Genomic DNA, 22,312 nt, shown 5'->3' on the forward strand with positions numbered 1-22,312 from the left:
TCATAAAATAACAAATGATGCGCATGCTATTGTTATGGAGGTGACTTAATATGACCATTCAGAAAGTGATTCAATATGCTTGCAGCATTTTAGGTGTTGTCAGTCTTTCCTTTATTTATGCCCAAATGTTTAAAAAAACGAAGCCATCTAAGAAAAATAATCCGACAGAGAATTGATTTTTTTACATAGCATGATATAATCCTCTCGTTATTTCTGTTCAGAGAGGAACTTATGATGAGAGAAACAAATAGCATTCGAGCTAAGGTGACACTATTTTTAACCATTTTGATTCCGATTTTAATCACTCAAGCGGGTCTTTCACTTATTACGTTTTTAGACACCGTGATGTCTGGAAAAGTGAGTGCAGAAGACCTTGCGGGTGTGGCGATCGGTTCAAGTATTTGGACACCCGTTTATACAGGGCTTGCTGGTATATTAATGGCCGTTACGCCAATTGTCGCTCAGCTGATGGGCGCAGGGCATAAAAAAGATGTTCCCAAGGCTGTCTTTCAGGCGATTTATTTATCCTTTCTTTTAAGTATTTGTGTGATTGCGATTGGGACAATTAGCATCCCTTACGTATTAGGGGGACTTGGACTTGAGCAATCCGTAGAGGATATTGCGCAGCATTTCTTACGTTTTCTTGCTTTTGGTATCATTCCGCTATTTGGTTATTCGGTGCTCAGGTCATTTATTGATGCATTAGGGAAAACACGAGTGACGATGTTTATCACGTTAACAGCACTTCCGATTAACTTTGTGTTAAACTATGTATTTATTTTTGGGAATTTTGGCTTTCCAAAGCTTGGCGGCGCGGGAGCTGGCCTTGCTTCTGCGATGACGTATTGGGCAATTTTTATCATGAGTATTTGTATTGTCATAAAAGCAGAACCATTTGCCTCATTTCGTTTGTTTCAAAAACTGCCTCGACTTAATATCTCCCGTATGGGGCAAATACTGAAAATCGGTCTTCCTATCGGGTTTGCGATCTTTTTTGAAACGAGTATCTTTGCAGCAGTTACCTTATTAATGGGTCACTTTGATACTGTGACGATTGCAAGTCACCAGGCTGCGATGAACTTTGCTTCTATCTTATATATTTTACCGCTCAGTATCTCAATGGCTTTAACGATTGTCGTTGGGTTTGAAGCCGGTGCCAAGCGTTATAAAGATGCGCAAAGCTATAGCTATATCGGAATTGGAACGGCGATATTATTCTCCTTGTTTACGGCAGCACTCATTTTATTATTTAGACCAGAGATTGCTGGTTTATACACAACTGAATCGGCTGTTTTACAGATGACACAGCACTTTTTGATTTATGCGATCTTTTTCCAACTGTCAGATGCCATTGCTGCACCTATTCAAGGAGCGCTGCGCGGCTATAAAGATGTCAACTATACACTCATTGCCGCATTTGTTTCATACTGGGTGATCGGCCTTCCTTCCGGCTATCTGATCGGCACCTATACCTCATTTGGAGCATTTGGTTATTGGATTGGTCTGATTGCAGGACTTGCCGCTGGTGCCATTGTCCTCTTTATCCGTCTCAGATTGATGGAAAAACGACTGCTTCAGAAATCGCCCAACCACTAAATACAAGACAAAAAAGCAGCTGATCGATGTCAGCTGCTTTTTTATTTAGTCATTCCATTGGTATGTCCAAAAAATTTCTTCATCGAACCATTTTTGGACAACAGGTTCTTTGTTTTTTAGCTTCTGTTCAAGCTCTCTTAGCATGCCTTCTGTTTGCGTTCTATGTGCTCTTAGTGCATTTAATTTGATATCTGCTACATCTGTAATGTCGATCGTAATATCTGCATTTCCAAGTACTTCTTCTCTATTTTTTGTAATAGCCATGCAGTATGTGACAGGACGGTCTTCTTTTTTCTTACGGTAAAGAGCACGAATCACCGCTTCCCCTGTCGCATCATGATCAGGATGTACACCATGTCCAGGATAAAACGTGACAATCAGTGTAGGTTTGACTTCATCAATGATGGTTTCCATCACATCAGCTAAATACTCGTCATCCTCAAATTCCAAAGTTTTATCACGCAGTCCAAGCATACGCAAGTCTGTGATATCCATTTCTTTGCAGGCATTGATTAATTCCTGTTTTCTTAACTCAGGAAGTGTTTCGCGATTGGCATATGTTGGGCTGCCCATATTTCTACCCATTTCCCCAAGTGTCCCGCATGCATACGTGACTGGGATGCCGCGTTTTCTGCTTTGTGCAATGAGACCTGCAACCCCAAACGATTCATCATCTGGGTGAGGCAGCATCACTAGTACATGTTCGTTCATGACTCGTCACCCTTTCTTCTACACCTGAAATGGTGTTTCGCTAATTTGTAATGAGATCGCTAGTTTCCCGTCTGGCAAGTGCCCTGCTAACAGCAGGCGGCCTTGGTCATCAAACTCATAATCGGTTAAGCCTTCTGCGTAAATCCAGCCATCTTCTGTTTTCATTCCAACACGGTATGGACCTTGTCCTTTTATTTTCGCCTGAGAATAGACAACTTTGGCATTGCGGATATAGGCAACGACCGTCATATTTTGTTCATTTACATGAGCTGAATAAGAACCAGTAGTCGTTTCAAGATGAACGAAGACTGGACGATTTAAAAACGATTCAAGATGTGCCGTGACATCTTCCGTTTGAATTGGTTTCATGAGTGGTTCCTTCCTTCATTTTGAATTAATTCGCGCAGCTTTTTTGTATGTAAGCTGATCAGCTGCAGTTGATGATCATGCTCAAGCTCACTTTCTAATATTCTTTCTACAGCGAGCACATATTTTTGATGAAATGATTTTCTCGCCCTCGGATGAGTCCGTGCATCGCTTAAATCATCACATATTGCTCCGAGTAAAGAAGACATATCATCGACATCAAGCTGACGATTTTTCCATAAAGATTGATAAGCAGCTGTAAGCTCATTGGCTGATGACATGTAATCACCTCAACAGTTTTGGTAACAACTTATTATGACATGATCCGCCTTCAAAAAAAAGCAAACTGCTCGTAGGAGTTAATGAGAATTCGCTGTTTTTTTCATGCGTAATTGAGAGGTCGTAAACAATAAAATCGCCACCCAGATACAAAGAAACGTCACAATTTTAGCTGAAGTTAAGTGCTCGTGATACACAAACAACCCCAAAAACAGCGTAATCGTTGGTGCTATGTACTGTAAAATGCCCACTTGATAAAGAGGGATTCTTTTTGCGCCTTCAGAGAATAAAAGAAGCGGGACCGCAGTAAAGACCCCTGCAAAGAATAAGAGACCAAGCGATCCGAAACTGTTAGGATTCATTGTCACCACAGGTTCTTTTAAGAAGAACAATAAGTACACAAGAGCTGCCGGGGCGAGAAGCAGCGTTTCAATTGTCAAACCAATGGCACTCGTGAAGCTCATTCTTTTTTTTATCAATCCATAAAAACCGAAGCTAAAGGCAAGTAATATTGCAACGACAGGAAATGAACCGTACTGGATCGTAGAAAGAATCACCCCAGCGGCGGCAATTAAAATCGCAATGGTTTGTATTTTATTGAGCCGCTCTTTCAAGAAAATGATCCCTAGTAAAACAGAGACAAGCGGATTAATATAATACCCTAAACTAGCTTCTAGCATAAGATGATGGTTGACTGCCCAAATGTACACATACCAGTTAACCGATATTAATATAGCAGATAATAGTAATGAAAAAAGTGCTTTACCATCGAGCATGAGACCCTTCACGGTCTGCATGGCTGGCCGAACTTGTTTTAAATACAAAAGAATACCGCACATAAAAACAAATGACCATAAAATTCTGTGCGCTAAAATTTCGCCTGACGAAATATGTTCCATCAGTTTCCAATATAATGGGAATAATCCCCATAATGTAAAAGATGCTGCCGTGTAGAGAACACCTTTTGATTGCTGTTGTTCGTTCAATCTAACCATTCCTTTCTAAACCTATCGTATATTATAGCACGCACTCAAGTGAATGGGCATATACTAATTCAGGGCATTTAGAAAGGATGATTTTCATGTTTGACTGGAACCGATTATTCCCTTTTCAAAAGCAATTTTCAAAAGAAGCCTTAAAGAATTCAGACCCTAAAGACGTCGAGCAGTACGTCAATCAAGTGATGGAAAGTGTATTCGGCTCCAATTATCCTGCTCAGTTCCCTTTTCAGGACCCACTCTCTCAACATCAAAAAACGAGAGAAACAGATGTCAAAAAAGAAAAAGAACCCGAAGTAGAAGTGTTTGAAACAACTGATCACGTGTTTGTTAAGATTGAGCTTGCTCGGCCGAACACAGAAAAAGTAAAAATCAAACATACCGCCAACCTGCTATTTATTGATCATTTTCCTGAGGAAGGCACGCAGAAGAAAGTCGTCCTCCCTGCTGCTGTCAAAAGAAAAGGAACGAAGGCTTCGTATCAGGACGGTATTTTGGAGATTATGTTTTTAAAGCATGATGATCCGGGGATTTCTGAAATCGATATTCCATTATAAAAAGCCTGCTTTGATATAGAAGCAGGCTTACTCTTTTTTCTTAATAGTATGGTGGATATCCTCCGCCATAAGGTGGTGGAACAGGCGGTGGTGGTGGCGGGTAATATGGACGGGGATAATTAAAAATCGCACTTCCTAAAAATCCGCCAAGCAGTCCGCCGACTAAAGGAGCGCCAAAACCAAAAAACAAAGGGACTCTGGATTCATATGGCGGAATGCCAGGGGCGCCGCCTCGGAAATACGGAGTATGAGGGTACATGCATTTCTCCTCCTTTGTCATGTGCCTAAGATCAGCATATTCATTAGGAGTCAAAACGTTTGGGCAAACCTGAAACTAGGCTTGCTCCTTTTTTTCATGAGATTCTGTATATTCCCCTGCCCACCTAGATACCTCATGAAACACATCATGTAGCGCATTTCCTTTTTCAGTTAAACAATAAATGACTTTAACAGGCGTCTCAGGAAGTACAGTTCGCTTTATAATCCCTTCTTGCTCAAGTTCTTTTAAACGCTCTGCGAGCATTTTCTGACTGATAGATGGGATAATGTCCGTCATGTCTTTAAATCGCTTTGGACCATCAAGCAATACATGAATAATGAGACCATTCCACCTTTTGCCTAGCAGTAAAAAAGCTTGCTGAATGTGTGGACATAATTGAAATTCCATAAATTTCAGCCTTTCTTTTCATGATTGTTTGACAAACTAACGGTATACAATTTAAAATATCTCTAGTTACAATAAGTAAGTTTCTCACTTTTTTAGTTATTGTACCATACTATTTGCAAAAACGGGAGGAAATATCCATATGGCGACTGATCAAAAAACGATTGACATTTTAAAACAAAGAGCTTCAGTAAAAGAGTATGATACGACTCATGAAATGACAAAAGAAGAGCTAACAGAGCTACTTGATATCACAACAAAAGCACCATCTGCGTGGAACCTTCAGCATTGGCATTTTACTGTTTTCCACAGTGCTGAATCCAAAGCAAAGTTACTTCCAATCGCTTATAACCAAAAGCAAATCTCACAAGCATCGGCTGTTATTGCTGTACTAGGTGATCTTGAAGCCAATCAAAATGGAGAAAAAATCTATGGTGAGCTGGCAGAACAAGGGTTCATTACTGAAGACATCAAAGAAACATTGATGACTCAAATCAATGGCGCATACCAAAGCGAGCAGTATGCACGTGAAGCTGCGTATTCAAATGCTTCATTAGCTGCTATGCAATTAATGATTGCTGCAAAAGCAATGGGCTATGATACATGTGCAATGGGTGGTTTCAGTAAAGAAGCCTTTATCAAAGAATTCAATGTAAGCGGCCGTTATGAGCCAGTTATGCTGATTTCAGTTGGTAAAGCAGCGAAAGAAGCTCATAAAAGCAACCGCTTCGACATCGAAGAAGTATCTGATTTTCTTTAAAAAATGGCAAGGCCTCAGCTTTCATGCTGAGGCTTTTTTTATTTGGTTTAAATATTATTTCTACATATTTTCTTTTCACTTCCCCCCTTTTCATCTACACTTTTTCTCTTTTTTAAGAATGAAAGCGTTATATTAGGATGATATTCTGCAAAATGATTGTTTTTTCTGAAAATGGTCTTGTGATCTAATCTGACAACTGCTATTATTATGAAATTACAAAAAATTCAGGAGGGAATCATGAATAAAAAATTGATACTGGCACTACTTATAGCGATTCCATTCATCGGACAGCTCGCACTGCTGCCCTTTGCGAATCGTATTCATCCATTTGTGATAGGCCTGCCTTTTTTCCACTTCTGGCTCTTACTATGGATTGTTCTCACACCAGTCTGTACATTTATCATTTATCGGATGCAACATTCAAATGGAGGAACTGACTAATGCAAGGAAATTTGACAGCTTTATTGATTACAGCAAGTATCATTTTCATCGTCGTGGTCATTGGATTTGCCGCTGGCCGTGATAAATCATCCAGACAGTCAGTAGAGGAATGGTCTGTTGGCGGGAGGAAATTTGGCGGGCTGCTCGTTTGGTTCCTTGTTGGTGCAGATTTATACACAGCTTATACCTTTTTAGGACTCACTAGTACAGCCTATACAGCTGGAAGTGTCGCTTTTTTCGCTATCCCCTATTCAGTTCTAGCGTATTTTATTGCTTATTTCTTCTTACCAAAGCTATGGACGGTTGCGAAAAATCACAATCTCACAACGCTCGCTGATTATGCACGTGAGCGCTTTGACAGCAAACTGTTATCCAGTCTCATTGCGATTATTGGAGTACTTATGCTCATTCCGTATATTTGTCTTCAACTGAGCGGGATTCAAGATACGTTAACTGTCGCTGGAACTAGTTATATTAATGTGAATGCAGTTGTTATTATTTCATTTATTTTAGTTGCACTTTATACATTTTTCAGCGGGATTAAAGGTCCTACCTATACAGCCATTATTAAGGATATTCTCGTTTGGGTCATCATGCTGTTTATGGTGGTTTCACTGCCAATCATTCATTTTAACGGCTGGACCCCGATGATGAATACGTTAGCGAAGGAAGCGCCACAGCTTCTGACAATTCCTGACGGGGGTCCTAAAGGCATTTTATGGTTCATTACCGCTTCAGGCGTTTCTGCCCTTGCTTTGTTTATGTGGGCACATGCGGCAACAGGGGTTTTCACAGCCAAAAGTGCAGATGCTATCCGTAAAAACAGCATGTTTTTGCCTCTTTATAACATTGTATTGATTTTGGTCATCTTCCTTGGATTTATTGCCTTTTTAGTCTTACCAGAAGATACGAATCCAAGATTTGCACTTCTTCATTTAATTCAAACGTCATATGGCGGCGTGATGCAAGGTCTTGCTTATTCAACGATTGCACTGGCTTCCCTCATTCCATGCTCAATCATGGCCATTGGTGCATCGAATTTATTTGCCAATAATTTATATCGTGACTTAATTCATCCGAATGTATCACCTAAACGGTTGACCATCATCACTCGTTCAATGGTGTTTATCGTTATCGGACTGGCTCTATTATTCGGAATGCTCTTCCCAACAGCACTTGTAACGCTTCAGCTTATTGGTGTTTCAGGAATGGTTCAAATCTTCCCAGCCATTGCGATCAGCTTGTTCTGGAAAAAACAATCGAGAGAAGCAACGATTGCGGGGTTAGTTGTTGGCATTATCGTCACCTTTACAGCCAATATCTCACAAGTCACGTTCGGTCTTTATGAAGGGTTTCTTGGTTTACTAGCAAACGTTGTGGTCATCCTGATGTTGAATCCATTCTTCCAGAAGAAGGTCTCATCTAATTCTGTCATGAATGATCTATTTGAAAAAGATCACGACAAAACAGAAGCAATTGTAAACAACGCGTAAGTATAAAAAGAGCAGTCCCCCTAAGAGGACTGCTCTTTCTTTATTTCATTTCTTTTTTCAAGACTTCAATCGCTTTTTTCATTTGAGTATCATTATTCTTTAGCTTATCTTGGATCTTTGTCATCAGTACTGTCGTTGTATCTCCCGTCAGAATTCCGTCTGCTTTCAGATCGTTGTCTGTTTGGAAGCTTTTGACGATCGTCTGGAAGGCTTGATCGTACTCACCATTTGCTTTTGCTTTGTAGCCAAGCGCTTGGAACATTTTTTGAGCCGCTTTGACTTCATCTCCATTGTCATTCAGCTGATACGTTTTTTTCGGGCTTAAGTATGGCAGCTTTGCATAACTTGGGAGTGATGCTTTGACCTGTGGTTCAATTCCTTTTTTGTGAATCCATGAACCATCCGGCGTCAGCCACTTGGCAATGGTTAACTTGACACTAGAACCATCATTATAGCTTTGCGCATTTTGAACAGTTCCTTTACCAAATGTCTTTTCACCAATAATTTTGATACCTGAAGATTGGTGTAGAGCCGCCGCCATGATTTCTGCAGCGCTGGCTGAACCGCCATTTACAAGGACAACTGCCGGCTGATGAACTTTACGTTCTTTTTCAGCCTTGTACTCTTCTTTCTTCCCTTTTTCTTCAACTTGCATGATGACTTTCCCTTTATCGATAAGGTCATTACTCATTTCAATCGCTTCTGTCATGATACCGCCTGGATTATCTCTCAGGTCGATGACAAACCCTTTTGCCCCTTTTTTCTCGAGGTCATCAATGGCTTTATCTAACTCTTTCGATGTTGTTTCAGCAAAGGACGTAATTTGGATTTCTCCTATTTTGTCTTTTGTGAGTTTTGCATACACTGTTTCAACTGGAATGGTGTCTCTTGTGATGGTCACATCAACATTTCCCACTCCTTGGCGGTTAAGGTGAAGCTTGACATCCGTTCCTTTTTCCCCTCTGATTAGAGAGACTGCTTGATTGACCGACATGCCTTTTGTGCTTTTTCCATCCACCTTTAAAATACGATCATGAGGTTTCAACCCGGCTTTTTCAGCAGGAGAGCCTTTAATCGGTGCGACAATTAAAATTTGTCCATCCTTCTCTTCTACTTGTGCACCAATTCCTTCAAATGATGAAGAAATGGTGTTGTTAAATCCTTCGGCTTCCTCCTGATCCATATATGTAGAGTATGGATCATCAAGTGATGCGATCATTCCTTGAATCGCACCATCTACTAGTTTTTGATCATCCGTTTTTTCGTAATACTCATCTTTTACTTTCGTATACGCAGCCATGAGTTTACTAAACTTCTCATCTCCTGAGACATTGACAGTCCCTTGTTTTGTGATCACAAATGTAATCGCTGAGGACAGTGCCGCTGTCACCAAAATAGCGATGACGATCTTAAATTGTTTTTTCAAAAAAACACCACCTTTATCTCCTTTCATTATTATCAAGGACGATGCATCATCCGTCAACCAAAGGATCGAAGTTCTCTTTGAAAAGATAAGCCATTTGACCTTACATTGCATAATCTTTAAAGAGGAACTTGATAAGGAAAGAAGGGATTTTATGAGTGATTATGTAGAAATGCTTGCCTATTTTGGCGTATCTAGTGCCCATCCTGGTGGAATTGAGTTTACAAAAACGATGCTTGAGCATATAAAATTGACGCCGGATGCACGCATACTGGATGCGGGATGCGGGACTGGACAAACGGCGGCATATTTAGGCAATATCGGTTATCAGGTGGAGGCGATTGATACACACCCTTTGATGATTGAAAAGGCCAATCTGCGATTTGAGCGAGAAGAACTGCCGATCCGCGCACTGCAAGCATCGATCGAACAGCTGCCATTTCCAGATGAAGCGTTCACTCTTCTGATCAGTGAATCTGTTTTGAGCTTTACCAACCTTCCAGCGGCACTTGCTGAGATTAAACGCGTGCTTGCCCCTGGAAGTCAACTTGTTGCGAATGAAGCAGTATTAAAAGCACCCCTTACACCGAAGGAGCTTGCCGCCGTTCGAGATTTTTACGGGTTTCACGCACTCTTTTCACTTGAAGAATGGAAGGAGCAGCTAAAAGCAGCAGGATTTCATGACGTTCGAATTCTCTCATTTGATGATCACATGGTACAAGAGGAGCCGACAGAAATGGAATTATCTGAATATATCCCGTCTTCTCTTTACGAAACGATGCAAACACACTACGATCTGATTCAAGCGCACCGAAAGCAGCTAAGCCACATTCTATTTGAATGTACCGTATAAAATGAGCGAATCTCCTATATGTTTTGTCCAAACTCTATGAGGTCTCTCGCATAGGATAAGAGGGAAAAGAGTTTGTCATAAGGAGGAAAAATATGGAGCGCTATCAAAAGCTTTGTCAGCAGCATATGGGGAAAGTCGCTAGAATCACAGATCGTAATGGCAGAGTACATGTCGGACGCATTGAGCGGGTGACAAACCGCAAAGTGTATATTCGTCCAGTCGGCGGTTCTCGCGGCGGCTTTGGCTTTGGTTATTACGGAGGGTATTACGGCTGGGGTGCCGCTTATGGCATCGGGCTTGGTTTCATTACAGGTTTCGCATTAGCAGGATTGTTCTTTTTTTAAAAGAAGAATAAAGAAGGCCCCCCGAATAGCTGGGAGGCCTTTTTATTTGATTAAATTTTCTTCACTTTATTCATGTACTCTTCAAATGTTAAATCGTGATCATGCATCGCTTTTGCTGCTTCTTTTCCAACATAGCGCAGATGCCACGGCTCATATTCATATTTTGTCATGTCTTCTTTTCCTTTTGGATAACGAATGATAAAACCATATTTATAGGCGTTTTTAGCCACCCATTTGCCATCAGGTGTTTCACCAAACTTTTCAGAGATGTCAAAGCCGGCACTTTTTGAGGAAATGTCCATTGCAAGGCCTGTTTGGTGTTCACTTTCGCCTGGTAAAGCTACTGCTTCTTGCGCTTTTTCTTTGCCTTTTAACTTGACTTCACTATCAAAAATGACCTTTTGACGGTCATAGGAGCGATAGCCAGATACGGCAGCCAGCTCAAAGTTTTTCTTTTTCGCATCTTTGAATAATGTCTCAAGTGCTTCTGCTGCTTCTTTACGAATATATCGTTTTTCAATATCCTCTGAAAAAGAGAATTCTACTTTTGGAACAACGAGATCAGAAGGTTTATAGGTTCCTGGTAATGCGTATTCTTTGTTGACAAGTGCTAGCACGTTTGCAGGATTTTGAATGGTTTTCAGCCCGCTTACCACTTTGATGTCATTGAAATATTCACTCTTTAACGTCAGCTCTTGATCCGATGAATCTGCTGTATTGTTTGAGTTTTGCTGGGGAGATGAATTTTCTGCGCTTTTTTGTTCGTTTGTTTTGTTCGATTCAGATGTACCGCTTTTTTGATCCAGCAACTGGCAGCCCGATAGTGCGGCTGTCAAACCAAGAATCGATGCGATTGAGAGTATTTTATAGCTTTTCTTCATGACATACCTTCCTTTTGCTCTTCTAAAAAAATAAAGATGCGCTACATCGTAGCACACCCTTTATACTATTATAAAACGGAGTCTAGCGCAATTAAGATCATTTCGTCAAATGTCGTTTGACGCTCTTCAGCCGTTGTTTCTTCTCCTGTGAGAACATGATCACTCACTGTCAGAATGGATAACGCTTTACGATCAAATTTTGCTGCAAGCGAATATAGTGCGGTTGTCTCCATTTCAATTGCTAGAATTCCGTATTGGGCCATGAGCTCAAGTGGTTTTTCATTGTAAAATTGATCTGCTGTAAATACATTACCGACACGTACAGCGACATTTTTTGCTTCTGCTGTGTCGTATGCTTTCTTAAGCAGTCCAAAATCAGCGCAAGGTGCGTAATCAATCGGTCCAAACGCCACACGATTCATTTGTGAATCTGTTGAAGATGTTTGAGCTAAAATGACATCTCGTACGTTGACATCCCTTTTAATAGCCCCGCAAGATCCGACGCGGATTAAGTTTTGAACATCATAGCTTTGAATGAGTTCATTCACATAAATCGAAATAGAAGGTACGCCCATTCCGGTACCTTGTACAGAAACGCGCTTTCCTTTGTAGGTTCCCGTATAACCATACATTCCGCGCACTTCGTTATAGCATTCGACATCTTCTAAATATGTATCTGCAATATATTTCGCACGAAGCGGATCGCCTGGCAGCAATACCGTTTCTGCAATTTGTCCTTTTTCTGCTCCAATATGTACACTCATTTTTTTAGCCTCCACTTACGTTTACTATGTGATTTGTCCTATTTAGTATAAACAATTGAGTCCAAAAAAGAAAATACCAGCTGAAGCTCAAGCTGGCATCGTCTATCATCTATTTAACTCATTGTCATCAGCCGCTTACTGCGTTTCCATCCTGCCGGAAAAAGCTGATAATAGCACTTTCCTTTTTTCTTATCATCAATCACAACAATATCGCCTGTTGTCATAAAGCGTGCATTGTAATCACTAGGGACTGTATCATGTACATTAAATGTCGAGAATGCTTTTTCCAGAACATCCAGGTGTGTTCTGCCGCCAATCTTTGTTCGGTACACAGGTTGATGCCCGCTTGCAGCGCCATATTCAGGTGTCTGATAAATGGTTAAGTGAAATGCTGAAGGTTTTTTTTGAAAAAATCTCAACGTCAATTGCATTCAAATCCCCTCCCCTTTTATATAAAATTGGCTGGGGTCTGTCAATTTCCTTCTTCTATTTTTGTCGAATGGCAGACAATTTTCCGTCAATCTTTTTACAAATGAGAAATAAAGCAAGTCCTATCGCAAAACCGCCTGCGACATCTGTCAAAAAATGAACGCCGATATACATTCGGCTGATCCCAATCAAAACAACACAGACCCCTGTGATCAAGTAGACGATTTTTTGTCTTTCTTTCAGCCATGGAATCATTTCAACTAATAGATAAGCTATAAACGGATAGATTGTGGCTGCATTCATCGAATGTCCGCTCGGAAAGCTGTAATACGTTTCATTGACAAGATGATCAAAGGCTGGACGCTCTCTAGCAAACAGCCCCTTTAGTTCATGATTGATAGTCTTTTCTGTGAGATATAATAGAAAAAGCATCATGATAGAGTAATAGCGCTTATACATGAATAAAGCGACACTAAAAATGAGCATGATGGGCACGAGCAGCGCACTAATGCCAAAGTCCGTCAAAGTCAGCATGACATCATTTAAAAAAGGGAGTCTGATGCTCTCAAACCATAAGATGATCTGGTTGTCCAATGCTTGACCCGCTCCAGATACCATGAGCGCAGCAATGGCACCAAATAAAATTAAAAGAAATAGGATATACACGCGAAAGATTCTCCTCCCTCTCTTCAGAATCACTTCAAAGTATAGTGCCTACCACGCCTCTTCTTCAACTATCATTGTTTTTTTCAGCATATATTCAAACGTAATGTCAGCCAGCTCAAACGTTTCCAGCTCAGCAGGTATGTACCCTCTTTTGACCAGCTCCATGTAGAAGAATTCCGCAATTTCCTCTGTATCGATCACCAAATCTGCTTCTTTCATGACATTCCGCCTCCTTTTTTATGATGTATGAACGACGCCTGTTTTTTATTACAGTTTGTCATAATGGCTCATTCCATACATATAAATGCAATAAACAAAAAGAAAAGGGGTTTGAGGCAATGAAATGGTTCAGCATATTAGATGGAGAAATGTTTGATCAGGTGATGGGCCGTATCTTGAGGGGATGGTTTTATGTGATTGTTTTTTTCTGTGTGCCTTATTTTTTATTCGTGTTAGGACAAGTCTTTCTTTAACCAAAATGCTCGTGTAAACTTTCCAATATAAAATCCATCATATCTTTGTATTCTGGATCTTCGAAAAATTCGTAGAGAATTTTATAGTCATTATAAATATCAAGAAGCTCATCCACTATAGATACAGCGAGAAATTCTAGTGATGCTTCGCTTTCTTGTTTCTCTTCTAATTGTAATAGAGCTGTTTGCACCATATCTTCTTCCATTTCTTTTGAGGTTTCACCGACGTAATGCACAAAAAGAAGCTGATGAACGAACTGGTCCATCTCATATTTCCTCAGGACAAGCGTTAAGTCTTCCTCTTCTGTTTCCAGCCACTCTCCGTCCTTTAGCCTTGTGAGTTCGTAAATGACATCTTCCCAGCCATCATCAAGGTATCGCCATATTTCAGTTCGATGGCCAATAATTTTAAATAGCTCTTTTCCGTAATCTTTTACATATACAACATCGCCAATGAGGAACTCATATTCAATGTCCAGCTTTTCTGTATCCACAATCACCCCGTCGTACTCATCGTAAAGCTGAAGTGATGTTTCAAAATAAAGCACCTCATTATGATTGACCTCATACAAATAGTGCTGGTCAATTTGATGGACTTTTGTAATCGTTCCAACTGTGCCGTACATGACAACGACGACAATATCCCCTACTTGATATTTTGGTGCTTTCGCCTTCATTCTGTCTCCCCCTTGCCCGACTTTTGGTCTTAACGTATCGTATGCCGGCGCAAGGAATTCTGCATGGGCAACCACACCATGCAAAACGCCATTTTATTTCTCATCAAAAAACCGCTTCTCCCATCTGGAAAAAGCGGTTGTGTGTTATTTTTTTTTGACTTCTACTTCATATTGCTCAAACGCTTCGTCAAATGTTGTCATTGAGCTTAAATAATCGCCATTTAATTCTAAATAGGCACAAAGCTCATGATAATCAGTGGACGCTTTCGGGAAGCTGTGATCCTCATAAGCAGCATTTGCAAAATGGCTGATTTCATCTTTCGGTTTTGGATGTCTGTACTTCATTAAATAATGGTAAAACGACTTCACCTGTTTTTCCCTCCGCGACACTCTATTTTGTTGTTATATTATACAGCAATTTGATGACTTGTATAGGCGGAGGTACAACTTATGATGAAAAGTCAAAGTAATTTCGCTTTAATAACCGCTCCATGCTCATTAATTCTTCGTATGAAATTTTTTCTGGAAGTTTTGTCTGATCCACTAAAATTAATTGATCTTCTATCCCTTTAACCGTCTCATCCTTTTGATATGTCATACCGCAGTGTGTGCAGGAAATGGACGGTGTTTCGATGATTTCAATGGATTGTGTGCCAGTGATCAGTTCCCAATAGACTGTTGTCTGCTCTCTGTTTGCTTTGTTTTCCTCACACCAATCACATGTCAGCAAGGTTATTTCTCCTCCTTTACAGTTTGATCTTTTTTGAGCTGCGCTTGATATTTTTTCTCTTTTAATTCATCTCGTTTTTCACGTTTGTTTTTGAGTGTGTCATGCTCAGGATTTGTCTCATATGCTTCTCTTCGTTTCATCCGGCTTAAATTCTCTGGCGTAAACGATTTCGCCTCATCCTCAAATAGTGCGGTAATACCAATTGCCGGGTCTTGTTTCTCTTCATAAATTTCATTAAAATACGCATCTGCCTGGCCTGCGACGTAATGCTCTGGTTCAGGGTAAGAGGTGATGACACCTTCAAAGTTACGAAGGACGACTTTGTCAGGGCTTTGCGATAATAAATAATTTGGCTGCAAGGCGATCTTTCCTCCGCCTCCTGGTGCATCCACAACAAAGCTTGGCACGGCATAGCCGCTCGTATGCCCTCTTAAGCCTTCTATGATTTCAAGACCTTTTGATACTGGTGTTCTAAAGTGGCCAATGCCCTCAGATAAATCACACTGATAAATATAATAAGGTCTGACCCGTATCATCACGAGATCGTGCATCAGCTTCTTCATAATCGGCACACTGTCGTTAATTCCTGCAAGGATGACGGCCTGATTACCTACAGGCACGCCGGCATTTACAAGACGTTCGCACGCTTCTTTTGCTTCTTTCGTAATTTCAATGCTTGTATTGAAATGGGTATTCAGCCAAACTGGATGATATTTTTTCAAAATCTCGCACAGCTCATCTGTAATGCGCTGCGGAAAGACGACCGGTGCGCGGGTTCCTATGCGAATGATTTCAACATGCGGAATGTCTCGTAAGTTTTTCAAAATGTATTCAAGCACTTGATCATTGATTAAGAGCCCATCTCCGCCGGAAATTAACACATCCCGCACCTCAGGTGTTTCTCTAATATATCCAATGGCAGCATCTAACTGCTTTTTTGGCACGCCCATACCGATCTGACCGGAAAAACGTCTTCTCGTACAATAGCGGCAATACATGGAGCACTGATTTGTTACAAGAAAGAGCACACGATCTGGGTACCGATGTGTTAACCCCGGGACAGGTGAGTCTTCATCTTCATGCAGCGGGTCTTCCAGGTCATATTTTGTTTTATGAAGCTCCTCAGCAATTGGCACAGATTGCATACGTACTGGACATCTTGGATCGTCTGGATTCATCAATGAGGCATAGTAGGGTGTAATGTTAAGTGGAATGGTTTTGGTGGAAATCTTCACCCCTTCTCTTTCCTCTTCTGTTAAGTTTACGACTTTCTCTAAATCTTCAAGCGTTTTCACGGTATGCGTCAGCTGCCAAATCCAGTCGTTCCATTTTTCCTCAGGTACATCTTTCCAAAGCTCAATGTCCTTCCAATGACGCGCCGGTTCATATAGTTTTTGATTCATATCCATTCCCCCTATCAGCATTCTCCTTATACTATGCAAGTTATGTGCCAACATGGGAAAATGCCCCTATTCTTTATAGAAGGAGCTTTACCCGTGATATTCAATGGATAGTGATGCCTATATTTCGGCATCTGCATATTTCTTCAGTTTATATTGCAGTGTTTGTCGAGGGATTTTTAAAGCGGCAGCGGTTTTTTTAATATTGCCATGATGCTTGTTTAAAGCTTCTTGAATGAGTGTTTGTTCAAATGAAGAAACCTGACTTTTTAAGGAGGCATTGAGTGTTCCTTCCTCAAGCTTCTGCGTACGTAAATGAGCAGGAAGGTATGAAGGTGTGATGTCTTCCGCTTCCTTTGGCATCATCAATACGGCATGCTCAATGGTATGTTTTAATTCTCGAACGTTCCCCGGCCAGTGGTGAGCCATAAACAATTGCTTTGTTTCTTCAGAAAGGCGTTTGACGTTTTTTGAAAACTGCTGATGATAGGTTTGAATGAAATGGCGGGAAAGCAGCGGGATGTCTTGCTTTCTCTCACGAAGCGGCGGGATATGAAAAGATGACACATGCAGTCTATAAAATAAGTCTTCTCTTAAAATTTGCTTTTTCACCGCTTCAAATGGGTCCATATTGAGTGCAGTAATGAGTCTTACATCTACTTGAATCGCTTTTGCATCTCCAATGCGGCGCACCACGCCATCCTCTAACACACGTAATAATTTCGTCTGCAGCGTGAGCGGCATCGCTTGCAGTTCATCAAGAAAAAGCGTGCCTCCATCAGCTAATTCAAAGAGCCCCTTGCGATCAATTGCGCCTGTATAGCTCCCTTTGACAGATCCGAACAATAGGCTTTCAAGTAGCGATTCTGGGAGTGCCGCACAGTTTTGCGGAATGAACACTTGGTTTTTCCGATCAGATTCATGAACGATGGCTTGAACGAGCACTTCTTTCCCTGTCCCTGTTTCCCCGTAGACAACAACTGATGACGGATAAGCAGCAGCTTTTTTTGCCTTTTCAAGCATTTCATTTAAGAGCGGATCATTTGTTAAAAATGAAGAAAAATCATGCATTTGTTCTGCCCCAGCCGCATCGTGTATTCGTTTTTTTTGATCTAAACGATTCGAAAGGGCTGACAGCTTCGATACATCTTTTGCGACTTCGACCGCACCTATTAACTGGCTGTCTTCAATAATAGGCAATGTCGTGTTGACGGTTTCAATTCTTTCTCCGTTTTTATTCAAATAGGTTTGCAGCGAATGATAAATGGGCTTCCCTGTTCTCAAAACATGCATGAGCGTACTTGTTTTTTCTGTTAAAGAGGGATACACATCAAGAATGTACTTGCCAATCACCTCTTCTTTTTGCAAACAGTCAAACTTGGCGGCATTATGATTGTAAAAAATCGTCATTCCTTGATCATCTACAACATGGATGGCTTCATCAATGGCTTCTAAAATTAATTCAAACCAATCCGCTCTTTCGACAACCTTCCCCATTCTTTTCCCCTCACTTCCAGTGCCGAAAAACCGGCATCTATTGCCGGATTTTCAGCGGCTTGATCATCTCCAAAAGGTTCCCTGTCCTTTTCATGTTTCGCTTTTTCCTTTCTACTTCCTGCTTTCATTGCTAAAAAAAGCACCCCTCTTATGAGGAGTGCTTTCGCCCGGATGTTTGATAAAGAGACATATCGAATTCCTGCAGCGATTCCCTATACAGCGGCACGATCGGCTTTCCTTCTTGAAATAAAGTAAATTGAGAAGGATATAATTTGATGGGCTGATGATAAAACGCAAATAACTTAACCACCTCAGGGGCAATAAGGCAGAAGGTATCATGCACAAGTAAATAGACATCTCGTTGCCATTTAAAAAGCCGGCGATTTGGCGGGCTGAATTCAGGGGATACTTGAATGATTTTGCCATCGTCAAACGTCTGTAACAGTTCGTTTGAAACGGCGCACATTTCCTTTGGATGAAACTGAAAATATTGCATATCGCGCTTTGAAGCAAATCGTCTTTTTTTCTGATCTTCAATATAATAAAACGTTCTTCCGTTATCTGCGGTGACGACTGTATAGTTCGGCACAACCAGCGTATCTTTTACCTCATATTTCATTGCACATAACAAAGGAACACGAATTGCACGCCTCTTTTTTTCATTCACCCATCGCTTATCAATTTGGTTAAGATCCCCATGAACAAGTTGGAAATATCTTCCTTCTCTTTCGATCACCGTCCCATCAATTACATCATATGGCATACTTGAAAACATGTGATGAAAGGATTGGGGTGTTTTAAAGGTGATATCAAGTACTTCTTTTAATGGATGAAACGCAGCAAAATGATTCAACCGCATCCAAAAAACAGAATCTGCATGATGCCAATGCTTCGGCTCATCATCCCAATATTGCCCAAATTTCTTATAAATCAATGGAAGCAAGCGGCTTCTGTGCATGACCGAACAGTGATCTACTTGAAAGGACGCATGGTCTAACACGTGTTCCGCCTCACGTACAAAGGTCATTGTTTCTACCAGATGCTTATCAACATGGATCACACGCTGCGAGGAATAAACGATATCTACCTCTGGCTTTGATTGAAAAACCTCCACCATCTTCTGCAAACGATCATTACAATACATTGTATCATCCGTTAAATAACAAATAAGCTCCCCTGATATACGTGTTAATGCCTCATTAATAAGCGTCGCATAACGTACAGTCTCAAGCCTTTTTGCAGGATGAACAGTGTGCGGATACAACTGAATACGGTCATCGTTTAAAAAGGAATGAATCTTTTTCATTGTTTCTGGCTCTGAGCCATCATCCATAATCAAAAGCTCCCAGTTTTGATACGTTTGTTCCACCATACTCTTTAGCACACGATCAATATAATCAGGTTTATTGTAACTTGTTAAAATCACCGATACTTTCATAGGCATTATCCTTTTTAATGAGATTAAAAAGCTCCCCAACTAACAATGTTTGCGTAAGGAACGCTCACTCTTAACTGATTTGTTGCATTTTTAAAAACCGCCACTGTATGAAACAATTGAACGACAATCACGTTTTGGAGCACCTCACCATTGACTAAATGAACACGCGGCAATGGAATACCAAGTTCCAACCAAGAACGCAGCAACTCTTTGATTTCTGACGAACCTTCTTCTTGTTTTTCCTCTAAAAGACGAAGAAGAAGTAAAATGAAGATAACTTCAAGTACACCTTCAACTTCTAGTAATTCTTCGTTCCAATCATTTAATAATTGTTCAAATTCCATTCATAATCCCTCTCTCTTCACATTTAATCTTTACTAGAGTATGAGAACCACTTCATTTAGCCTCAGCATTTGAACACATTTTAAAAAATGTGTGAAGTGATTAAATGAAAAAAGAACAAGGAATCAGCGTTCTGCTTATACCAAAAAAAAGTGAGCGGCATATACATAGTGGTGTGTTTCAATTGTTGAAGAAAGGATGGGGATAAAATGAGCGACAATCGTACCGAGTTAAAAAAAGAACTATTGAAACTATTCTTCAAGCCGCTTAGTCAAGCGTTAACAGTCAATCTCGAAGAGGGAGGTACAGAAGTGGAAGATAAATTAAACGATTTTTTAAGCGGAGCTGCTACATCCCTTAAATCATCTAAAGGAGCAAGATGGATTTTCGCAAGACTTGCACCAGGAACGGTCATTAGTATTGTGATGGATTCTGGAGATTTAATTGGCCCAGTTCAGTTTGTAGCATTCAATGCTTCAACTGGTATCGTTTTTGTCACACAGGAAAGTTCTGTTACACCTACTGGCTCTGCAACAACTCTTTTAGATGTAGATAAAGTTGAAAGTGTTACATTTACAACTTAAAGTGAGAAATCTATCATGAAGCTACTTTATATCAGCTCTGGCTACGGCGGGATCTATCAAATGTTTGATCACTGGGTAGAAGAAAGCTTCATTGATTCACCCTTTTCATGTTTCAAGATAGAAAGAGAATCTATACAGTCACACATGCACAAAATCCGGACATTTTCTCCGGATTTTGTTTTGATGATGATTGGTGATCATGTTCCGAGCGAAGTGCTTTATCAATTCAAACAAGAAAAGATCCCGATCGTTTTGTGGATGACAGAAGATCCCTTTTATACAGATGTGTCAGCTGCTTGCACGCGTGATGCGCGCCTCATATTAACAATTGATGAAGGAGCTTTGCCTTTTTACAAGCAATTGGGCATAGTTGACGCCTACTACTTTCCCATTCCGGCAAATACACGTATTTTTCAAAAAAACGAATCGTCTGAAAAGATGTGCATCTACGACATTGCACTCATTGGCTACCCTTATCCCAACCGCATGAAAGCCATTGATACACTCTTACAACAGAAAAAATGGCGAATTCTCGTTGCAGGTAAGGAATGGCATCGTCATTTAAATAAGTCACGAAGACATGATCGCGATCTCACATTAGTGACCAATTGGCTGAGCCCTCAGCAATTGGCGGACATCTATCAGCAATCAGCGATTGTTCTTAACCCGCACAGACCGGCTCAATTTGCTTATAACAAAAACAAAGCCATGGTTCAAAATGTAAGCCTGAACAACAGAGCGTTTGATATCGCTGCAGCTGGAAGCTTTCAATTGACGGATCTACAACCACCTCAAGCTTTTTCAAGCTTCGCTTTTTATAAAGATGAGGACGATTTGCTGGAACAGGTTGAATATTATGGATCAAATGCCGAGAAAAGAAAAGCAATCGCACGAAACAATTACGAACAAGTCGTTTCATGGAATACATTTGAGTCATTTCCACACAGACTTTATGAGATCGTAAAAAGCGCCCTATGACCGGGCGCTTTTCTCGTTGAAATTCTTCTTATACCTAACCCTCCGCATCTCTGCGAGCCAATAAGACTTTCTCCGCTTTCTCAAAATCTTCTTCTTGTTTGACCACAAGTGATTTTTGGGAATCCATGATATACGCTCCAACAGATCCTTCTAAAAAGGAATGAATGCATTCTTTTGCATATGGAACATGAAAAGCATACACTGCTCCATTTAAACGACCATACGTGTATGGCTGCTCTTTCTTTGGCATGAAAAAGTAATGATTGTCCTTATATAAAGTGGCTTCATTATTCTCATGCAATGTCCATGTCTCATTTGGATTTTCTAGCGCCTCTGTAAAAGATGCCATGCAGTCATAGCTCCCTTCTACTAGAAGCTGCAAGCACTTCTCAATATCTTCCGGCTGTCTTAAAGGAGACGATGGATGCAAATATAGAACAATATCAAAGGTTTTCCCCTCACGCTCTAAGTAAGCAAGCGCATGCTTCACCGCTATGAGTGACGGTGTTTGTTCTGTTACATGACTGTCTGGAAGTTCTATCACACGGGCTCCGTAGTGAGAAGAAATGATTTGTGTATTGACATCCTCTGTAGAGACGATGATTTCGTCTAACTCAATCATTTGCAGTAACGGCTGAATGGTCCAATAGATGAGCGGCCGCTCCGCCAATACGCGAATGTGTTCATCATGCTGATCGCGCCTGCTTCTAAAAGCTGGTATCAAGGCTAAAATACGATTTCCCCTATACATGTATTCCCTTCTCCCCTCGCGCAAAGCTCTCTACATATTCTTCCGAGCTGATCGCAGTACTGAAGTGTTCAGGTCTCTCATTTTTCTACTTATTCTCTTATCTCTCCATATTCTATTAAAACGTCATGCAGATGGTTATAATGTGTTCACCTAATTTATATAGAAAGTGGTTCTTTTCCTCAAACGGATACCACTCTTTCACATATGATGCAAAGTA

Annotated in this window: 30 protein-coding genes; 10 read left to right on the top strand and 20 right to left on the bottom strand. The window is 40.6% G+C overall.

Annotation, left to right across the window (positions count from 1 at the left end; translation table 11 throughout):
- Nucleotides 1–50 precede the first annotated feature (50 nt).
- Entirely contained in the window at nucleotides 51–176 is a 126-nt protein-coding gene (locus tag MHI16_RS09770; RefSeq protein WP_003215647.1) for a hypothetical protein, read from the top strand.
- A gap of 58 nt (nucleotides 177–234) precedes the next feature.
- The gene (locus MHI16_RS09775) at nucleotides 235–1,596 is read left to right on the top strand and encodes an MATE family efflux transporter (protein ID WP_061408222.1); all 1,362 of its coding nucleotides are present in this window, start codon (nucleotides 235–237) and stop codon (nucleotides 1,594–1,596) included.
- A gap of 45 nt (nucleotides 1,597–1,641) precedes the next feature.
- On the opposite strand, the gene bshB2 is transcribed toward MHI16_RS09775, so the two are convergent.
- The 4 genes from bshB2 to rarD form a co-directional block, all read right to left on the bottom strand.
- Complete coding sequence (bshB2, locus tag MHI16_RS09780; protein WP_012010261.1) at nucleotides 1,642–2,307, bottom strand: bacillithiol biosynthesis deacetylase BshB2; 666 nt, start codon at nucleotides 2,305–2,307, stop codon at nucleotides 1,642–1,644.
- 18 nt (nucleotides 2,308–2,325) lie between these two features.
- Nucleotides 2,326–2,676: a YojF family protein gene (locus MHI16_RS09785; protein ID WP_012010262.1), complete on the bottom strand. Its 351-nt coding sequence runs from the start codon at nucleotides 2,674–2,676 to the stop codon at nucleotides 2,326–2,328.
- On the bottom strand, nucleotides 2,673–2,954 hold the full coding sequence (locus MHI16_RS09790; RefSeq protein ID WP_058014895.1) for a hypothetical protein: 282 nt from the start codon (nucleotides 2,952–2,954) through the stop codon (nucleotides 2,673–2,675). Before MHI16_RS09790 ends, MHI16_RS09785 begins: the two co-directional genes overlap by 4 nt.
- Before the next feature lie 78 nt (nucleotides 2,955–3,032).
- Nucleotides 3,033–3,947, bottom strand: a complete 915-nt coding sequence (gene rarD, locus MHI16_RS09795; protein ID WP_061408225.1) for an EamA family transporter RarD — start codon at nucleotides 3,945–3,947, stop codon at nucleotides 3,033–3,035.
- Between the two features lie 86 nt (nucleotides 3,948–4,033).
- Here rarD and MHI16_RS09800 point away from each other — a divergent pair, with 86 nt between their 5' ends.
- On the top strand, nucleotides 4,034–4,507 hold the full coding sequence (locus MHI16_RS09800) for a spore gernimation protein GerT (protein ID WP_034660938.1): 474 nt from the start codon (nucleotides 4,034–4,036) through the stop codon (nucleotides 4,505–4,507).
- Between the two features lie 40 nt (nucleotides 4,508–4,547).
- Here the strand turns inward: MHI16_RS09800 and MHI16_RS09805 are convergent, their stop codons facing one another.
- Together MHI16_RS09805 and MHI16_RS09810 are read right to left on the bottom strand one after the other, a co-directional pair.
- The gene (locus MHI16_RS09805) at nucleotides 4,548–4,766 is read right to left on the bottom strand and encodes a hypothetical protein (RefSeq protein ID WP_003215921.1); all 219 of its coding nucleotides are present in this window, start codon (nucleotides 4,764–4,766) and stop codon (nucleotides 4,548–4,550) included.
- Between the two features lie 75 nt (nucleotides 4,767–4,841).
- Nucleotides 4,842–5,174, bottom strand: a complete 333-nt coding sequence (locus MHI16_RS09810) for a winged helix-turn-helix transcriptional regulator (RefSeq protein ID WP_058014892.1) — start codon at nucleotides 5,172–5,174, stop codon at nucleotides 4,842–4,844.
- Nucleotides 5,175–5,313: 139 nt separating this feature from the next.
- Here MHI16_RS09810 and MHI16_RS09815 point away from each other — a divergent pair, with 139 nt between their 5' ends.
- The 3 genes from MHI16_RS09815 to MHI16_RS09825 all read left to right on the top strand — a co-directional run bounded on the left by MHI16_RS09815 (nucleotide 5,314) and on the right by MHI16_RS09825 (nucleotide 7,865).
- Nucleotides 5,314–5,931 carry a nitroreductase family protein gene (locus MHI16_RS09815; protein WP_058014891.1) on the top strand — a complete coding sequence of 206 codons (618 nt, stop codon included), beginning with the start codon at nucleotides 5,314–5,316 and terminating at the stop codon, nucleotides 5,929–5,931.
- Nucleotides 5,932–6,168: 237 nt separating this feature from the next.
- The gene (locus MHI16_RS09820; protein WP_003215965.1) at nucleotides 6,169–6,372 is read left to right on the top strand and encodes a DUF3311 domain-containing protein; all 204 of its coding nucleotides are present in this window, start codon (nucleotides 6,169–6,171) and stop codon (nucleotides 6,370–6,372) included.
- On the top strand, nucleotides 6,372–7,865 hold the full coding sequence (locus MHI16_RS09825; RefSeq protein ID WP_342497941.1) for a sodium:solute symporter: 1,494 nt from the start codon (nucleotides 6,372–6,374) through the stop codon (nucleotides 7,863–7,865). The genes MHI16_RS09820 and MHI16_RS09825 overlap by 1 nt, the downstream gene beginning before the upstream one ends.
- A 40-nt stretch (nucleotides 7,866–7,905) precedes the next feature.
- Here the strand turns inward: MHI16_RS09825 and MHI16_RS09830 are convergent, their stop codons facing one another.
- Nucleotides 7,906–9,291, bottom strand: a complete 1,386-nt coding sequence (locus tag MHI16_RS09830) for a S41 family peptidase (RefSeq protein WP_342497942.1) — start codon at nucleotides 9,289–9,291, stop codon at nucleotides 7,906–7,908.
- A gap of 151 nt (nucleotides 9,292–9,442) precedes the next feature.
- Between MHI16_RS09830 and MHI16_RS09835 the strand changes: the two genes are divergently transcribed.
- Both MHI16_RS09835 and MHI16_RS09840 read left to right on the top strand, forming a co-directional pair.
- Entirely contained in the window at nucleotides 9,443–10,141 is a 699-nt protein-coding gene (locus tag MHI16_RS09835; protein ID WP_342497943.1) for a methyltransferase domain-containing protein, read from the top strand.
- A 92-nt stretch (nucleotides 10,142–10,233) separates the two neighbouring features.
- Complete coding sequence (locus tag MHI16_RS09840; protein WP_003216113.1) at nucleotides 10,234–10,485, top strand: hypothetical protein; 252 nt, start codon at nucleotides 10,234–10,236, stop codon at nucleotides 10,483–10,485.
- A 50-nt stretch (nucleotides 10,486–10,535) separates the two neighbouring features.
- Here MHI16_RS09840 and MHI16_RS09845 read toward each other — a convergent pair whose 3' ends face one another.
- From MHI16_RS09845 to cgeC, 12 genes are all read right to left on the bottom strand, one after another.
- Entirely contained in the window at nucleotides 10,536–11,366 is an 831-nt protein-coding gene (locus MHI16_RS09845) for a M15 family metallopeptidase (protein WP_106032562.1), read from the bottom strand.
- Nucleotides 11,367–11,434: 68 nt separating this feature from the next.
- Complete coding sequence (deoD, locus tag MHI16_RS09850) at nucleotides 11,435–12,130, bottom strand: purine-nucleoside phosphorylase (protein ID WP_012010274.1); 696 nt, start codon at nucleotides 12,128–12,130, stop codon at nucleotides 11,435–11,437.
- Nucleotides 12,131–12,243: 113 nt separating this feature from the next.
- On the bottom strand, nucleotides 12,244–12,561 hold the full coding sequence (locus MHI16_RS09855; RefSeq protein ID WP_058014886.1) for a YodL domain-containing protein: 318 nt from the start codon (nucleotides 12,559–12,561) through the stop codon (nucleotides 12,244–12,246).
- Between the two features lie 55 nt (nucleotides 12,562–12,616).
- Complete coding sequence (locus MHI16_RS09860; RefSeq protein ID WP_003216036.1) at nucleotides 12,617–13,225, bottom strand: phosphatase PAP2 family protein; 609 nt, start codon at nucleotides 13,223–13,225, stop codon at nucleotides 12,617–12,619.
- A 48-nt stretch (nucleotides 13,226–13,273) separates the two neighbouring features.
- Nucleotides 13,274–13,444 carry a YozD family protein gene (locus MHI16_RS09865; RefSeq protein ID WP_003216084.1) on the bottom strand — a complete coding sequence of 57 codons (171 nt, stop codon included), beginning with the start codon at nucleotides 13,442–13,444 and terminating at the stop codon, nucleotides 13,274–13,276.
- A gap of 250 nt (nucleotides 13,445–13,694) precedes the next feature.
- Nucleotides 13,695–14,375, bottom strand: coding sequence for a hypothetical protein (locus tag MHI16_RS09870; protein WP_012010279.1), 681 nt, complete (start codon nucleotides 14,373–14,375; stop codon nucleotides 13,695–13,697).
- Nucleotides 14,376–14,519: 144 nt separating this feature from the next.
- A complete protein-coding gene (locus MHI16_RS09875; RefSeq protein ID WP_003215834.1) occupies nucleotides 14,520–14,744 on the bottom strand; it encodes a YozE family protein in 225 nt (74 codons plus the stop codon).
- Between the two features lie 79 nt (nucleotides 14,745–14,823).
- Nucleotides 14,824–15,105, bottom strand: coding sequence for a YokU family protein (locus MHI16_RS09880; RefSeq protein ID WP_003215937.1), 282 nt, complete (start codon nucleotides 15,103–15,105; stop codon nucleotides 14,824–14,826).
- Nucleotides 15,106–15,107: 2 nt separating this feature from the next.
- The gene (gene ablA, locus MHI16_RS09885; protein ID WP_003215473.1) at nucleotides 15,108–16,508 is read right to left on the bottom strand and encodes a lysine 2,3-aminomutase; all 1,401 of its coding nucleotides are present in this window, start codon (nucleotides 16,506–16,508) and stop codon (nucleotides 15,108–15,110) included.
- Between the two features lie 117 nt (nucleotides 16,509–16,625).
- Nucleotides 16,626–18,002, bottom strand: coding sequence for a sigma-54-dependent Fis family transcriptional regulator (locus MHI16_RS09890; RefSeq protein ID WP_003216007.1), 1,377 nt, complete (start codon nucleotides 18,000–18,002; stop codon nucleotides 16,626–16,628).
- A gap of 148 nt (nucleotides 18,003–18,150) precedes the next feature.
- Nucleotides 18,151–19,440 (bottom strand): glycosyltransferase family 2 protein, encoded by a 1,290-nt coding sequence (locus MHI16_RS09895; RefSeq protein WP_003215916.1) that lies wholly within the window; start codon nucleotides 19,438–19,440, stop codon nucleotides 18,151–18,153.
- Between the two features lie 23 nt (nucleotides 19,441–19,463).
- Nucleotides 19,464–19,784: a spore maturation protein CgeC gene (gene cgeC / locus MHI16_RS09900; protein WP_095117815.1), complete on the bottom strand. Its 321-nt coding sequence runs from the start codon at nucleotides 19,782–19,784 to the stop codon at nucleotides 19,464–19,466.
- 207 nt (nucleotides 19,785–19,991) lie between these two features.
- Between cgeC and MHI16_RS09905 the strand changes: the two genes are divergently transcribed.
- Both MHI16_RS09905 and MHI16_RS09910 read left to right on the top strand, forming a co-directional pair.
- Nucleotides 19,992–20,366, top strand: a complete 375-nt coding sequence (locus MHI16_RS09905) for a hypothetical protein (RefSeq protein WP_095117816.1) — start codon at nucleotides 19,992–19,994, stop codon at nucleotides 20,364–20,366.
- A gap of 15 nt (nucleotides 20,367–20,381) precedes the next feature.
- A complete protein-coding gene (locus tag MHI16_RS09910) occupies nucleotides 20,382–21,344 on the top strand; it encodes a DUF3880 domain-containing protein (protein WP_342497944.1) in 963 nt (320 codons plus the stop codon).
- Nucleotides 21,345–21,378: 34 nt separating this feature from the next.
- On the opposite strand, the gene MHI16_RS09915 is transcribed toward MHI16_RS09910, so the two are convergent.
- Nucleotides 21,379–22,095 carry an acylneuraminate cytidylyltransferase gene (locus tag MHI16_RS09915; protein WP_342497945.1) on the bottom strand — a complete coding sequence of 239 codons (717 nt, stop codon included), beginning with the start codon at nucleotides 22,093–22,095 and terminating at the stop codon, nucleotides 21,379–21,381.
- Nucleotides 22,096–22,312: the final 217 nt, after the last annotated feature.

It is taken from the genome of Bacillus sp. FSL K6-0923 (assembly GCF_038630825.1).
Lineage (GTDB): Bacteria > Bacillota > Bacilli > Bacillales > Bacillaceae > Bacillus > Bacillus pumilus.